We start from the raw sequence: 3,228 nt of genomic DNA, 5'->3' as shown, positions 1-3,228 counted from the left end.
AAAAAAAGGTCCGGCAGCTACCTACTCTCCCGCGACGAACGCAGTACCATCGGCGTGGGAGGGCTTGACTTCCGTGTTCGGGATGGGAACGGGTATGGCACCTCCGCTATGGCCACCGGACCAGGACTCTCGTGTCGTCCCCGCGCGAGGCGCGAGACGGACGGAGAGGCCGTATCCGAAAAGATCGGGATCGACACAACAATATGGTCAAGCCTCACGGCTGATTAGTACTGGTCGGCTGAACATGTTACCATGCTTAGACCTCCAGCCTATCGACCAGGTCATCTCCCTGGTTCCTTTAGAGCTCTTAAAGAGCTAGGGATGTCTCATCTTGAGGAGGGTTTCCCACTTAGATGCTTTCAGCGGTTATCCCTTCCGAACGTAGCTACCCAGCAACTGCCGTTGGCACGACAACTGGTACACCAGAGGTTCGTCCACATCGGTCCTCTCGTACTAGAAGCAGAACCCCTCAAACATCCAACGCTTGTGGCAGATAGGGACCGAACTGTCTCACGACGTTCTGAACCCAGCTCGCGTACCGCTTTAATTGGCGAACAGCCAAACCCTTGGGACCTGCTCCAGCCCCAGGATGCGATGAGCCGACATCGAGGTGCCAAACTTTGCCGTCGATATGAACTCTTGGGCAAAATCAGCCTGTTATCCCCGGAGTACCTTTTATCCGTTAAGTGACGGCGCTTCCACTCGCTACCGCCAGATCACTAAGACCTACTTTCGTACCTGCTCGACTTGTATGTCTCGCAGTCAGGCCACCTTGTGCCTTTACACTTGACAGACGATTCCCAACCGCCCTAAGGTGACCATCGCGCGCCTCCGTTACTCTTTAGGAGGCGACCGCCCCAGTCAAACTTCCCACCTGGCAGTGTCCGCCACCCGGCTTCACGGGCAGCGTTAGAAAATTGAACAAGAAAGGGTGGTATTTCACCAACGGCTCCGCGCAACCTGACGGCCACGCATCAGCGCCTCCCACCTATCCTACACATCCTGGTCCAAGTTTCCGTGCCAAGCTGAAGTAAAGGTTCACGGGGTCTTTCCGTCTAACCACAAGTGACCGGCATCTTCACCGGTACTTCAATTTCACCGGATTTCGCGTTGAGACAGCGCCCAAATCGTTACACCATTCGTGCGGGTCGGAACTTACCCGACAAGGAATTTCGCTACCTTAGGACCGTTATAGTTACGGCCGCCGTTTACTGGGGCTTCAATTCACCGCTTCGCTTACGCTGACGACTCCTCTTAACCTTCCAGCACCGGGCAGGTGTCAGTCCATATACTTCCCATCGCTGGTTCGCATGGACCTGTGTTTTTGGTAAACAGTCGCTTGGGCCGTTTCTCTGCAACCGCCGGGAACTTGCACCCCCAGCGGCCATACTTCTCCCGAAGTTACGTATGCATTTTGCCGAGTTCCTTAACGCGAATTCTTCCGTGCGCCTGAGCATATTCAGCTCGCCTACCTGTGTCGGTTTGCGGTACGGTCCCTCCGTGCCTTGCCTGAGAAACTATTTCTCGGCACGACGACTCCACGCGCTTCGCTTTGCCGTAGCATCGCTCGCATTCACGCCTCACCTCAGCTACCGGATTTACCTGGCAGCCTCATCAGCTCGACGCTTGGACCGGGACTACCGTCGCCCGGCCGCGCTTCACCCTATGCTTCGTTCCATCGAAACACGGAGAGGTACGGGAATGTTGACCCGTTTCCCATCGACTACGCTTTTCAGCCTCGCCTTAGGGGCCGACTAACCCTTGGGAAGATTGCCTTTACCCTGGAAACCTTAGGCTTTCGGCGGACGGGGATCTCACCCGTCTTTTCGTTACTCATGCCTGCATTCTCTCTTCCGTCCCGTCCAGCACGGCTCTCGCCGCACCTTCTTCCGTACACGGAATGCTCCCCTACCCACAGCATGTCTAAAACACGCTATGCCGTGGCTTCGGTGATACGCTTAGCCCCGTTACATTATCGGCGCCCGACTACTCGACCAGTGAGCTGTTACGCACTCTTTGAAGGTATGGCTGCTTCTAAGCCAACCTCCTGGCTGTCTTCGCAATCGGACTTCCTTTCCCACTTGGCGTATCTTGGGGACCTTAGCCGACGGTCTGGGCTGTTTCCCTCTTGACTACGGCCCTTATCAGTCGCAGTCTGACTCCCGCGTATTGTGTTACGGCATTCGGAGTTTGATTGAACTTGGTACCCGGTGAAGGGCCCGCATCCATTCAGTGCTCTACCTCCGTAACAATCAGCGCGAGGCTAGCCCTAAAGCTATTTCGGGGAGTGCCAGCTATCTCCAAGTTTGTTTAGCCTTTCACTCCGATCCACACCTCATCCCAACCCTTTTCAGCGGATTTAGGTTCGGCCCTCCACCTGATTTTACTCAGGTTTCAGCCTGGACATGGATAGATCACTTGGCTTCGGGTCTACCGCACGCAACTGTCGCCCTATTCAGACTCGGTTTCCCTACGGCTCCGGGACTCCTATCCCTTAACCTCGCTGCGTACGGTAACTCGCAGGCTCATTCTACAAAAGGCACGCCATCACCAGGGTTACCCCCGGCTTTGACCGCTTGTAAGTCCACGGTTTCAGGTTCTCTTTCACTCCCCTCCCGGGGTCCTTTTCACCTTTCCCTCACGGTACTATGCGCTATCGGTAGCTGCCGAGTATTTAGCCTTGGAGGGTGGTCCCCCCTGCTTCCAACAGGATTTCACGTGTCCCGCCGTACTCTAGTTCCGTGCCCACGCAGGCCCAACGCTTCGCGTACGGGGCTTTCACCCGCTCTGGCCGGATTTCCCAATCCGTTCCGCTCACCTTGGACTTTCTCACTGCGCGAGGGATAGCCACACCCCTCCAGCACGTACTCTCAACCCCGGAGATGCAACGCGTGGCCGCTTGCACACCCCCGGTTTGGGCTCTTCCCCCTTCGCTCGCCGCTACTAGGGGAATCTCGTTTGATTTCTCTTCCTGCGGGTACTTAGATGGTTCAGTTCCCCGCGTCTGCCCTCCGTACAGTATGTGTTCGTGTACGGATAACGGTCATCTAGACCGCTGGGTTACCCCATTCGGATATCCGGGGATCAAGGGATATTGGCTCCTCCCCCCGGCTTTTCGCAGCTAATCACGTCCTTCTTCGCCTGGCAGCTCCTAGGCATCCTCCGTGGACCCTTATTCGCTTGACCATATTATTCTGTCGATCCCTTCGCTATTTATGTTAAAAAAAC

2 rRNA genes are annotated in these 3,228 nt (G+C 55.8%); both read right to left on the bottom strand.

The annotated features are described in order from the left end of the window. Positions 1 to 8: 8 nt before the first annotated feature. Positions 9 to 120 (bottom strand): 5S ribosomal RNA (gene rrf / locus ACODJP_RS13680). Positions 121 to 203: 83 nt separating this feature from the next. Then, positions 204 to 3,186, bottom strand: a 23S ribosomal RNA gene (locus ACODJP_RS13675). Between the last annotated feature and the right edge of the window lie 42 nt (positions 3,187 to 3,228).

Origin of the sequence: Pleomorphochaeta sp. DL1XJH-081, from assembly GCF_049310885.1 — a bacterium.
Classification (GTDB): Bacteria; Spirochaetota; Spirochaetia; order Sphaerochaetales; family Sphaerochaetaceae; genus CAYZJV01.
Note: the sequence above shows the minus strand (reverse complement) of the source record. Positions and strands in the feature narration are given on the sequence as shown.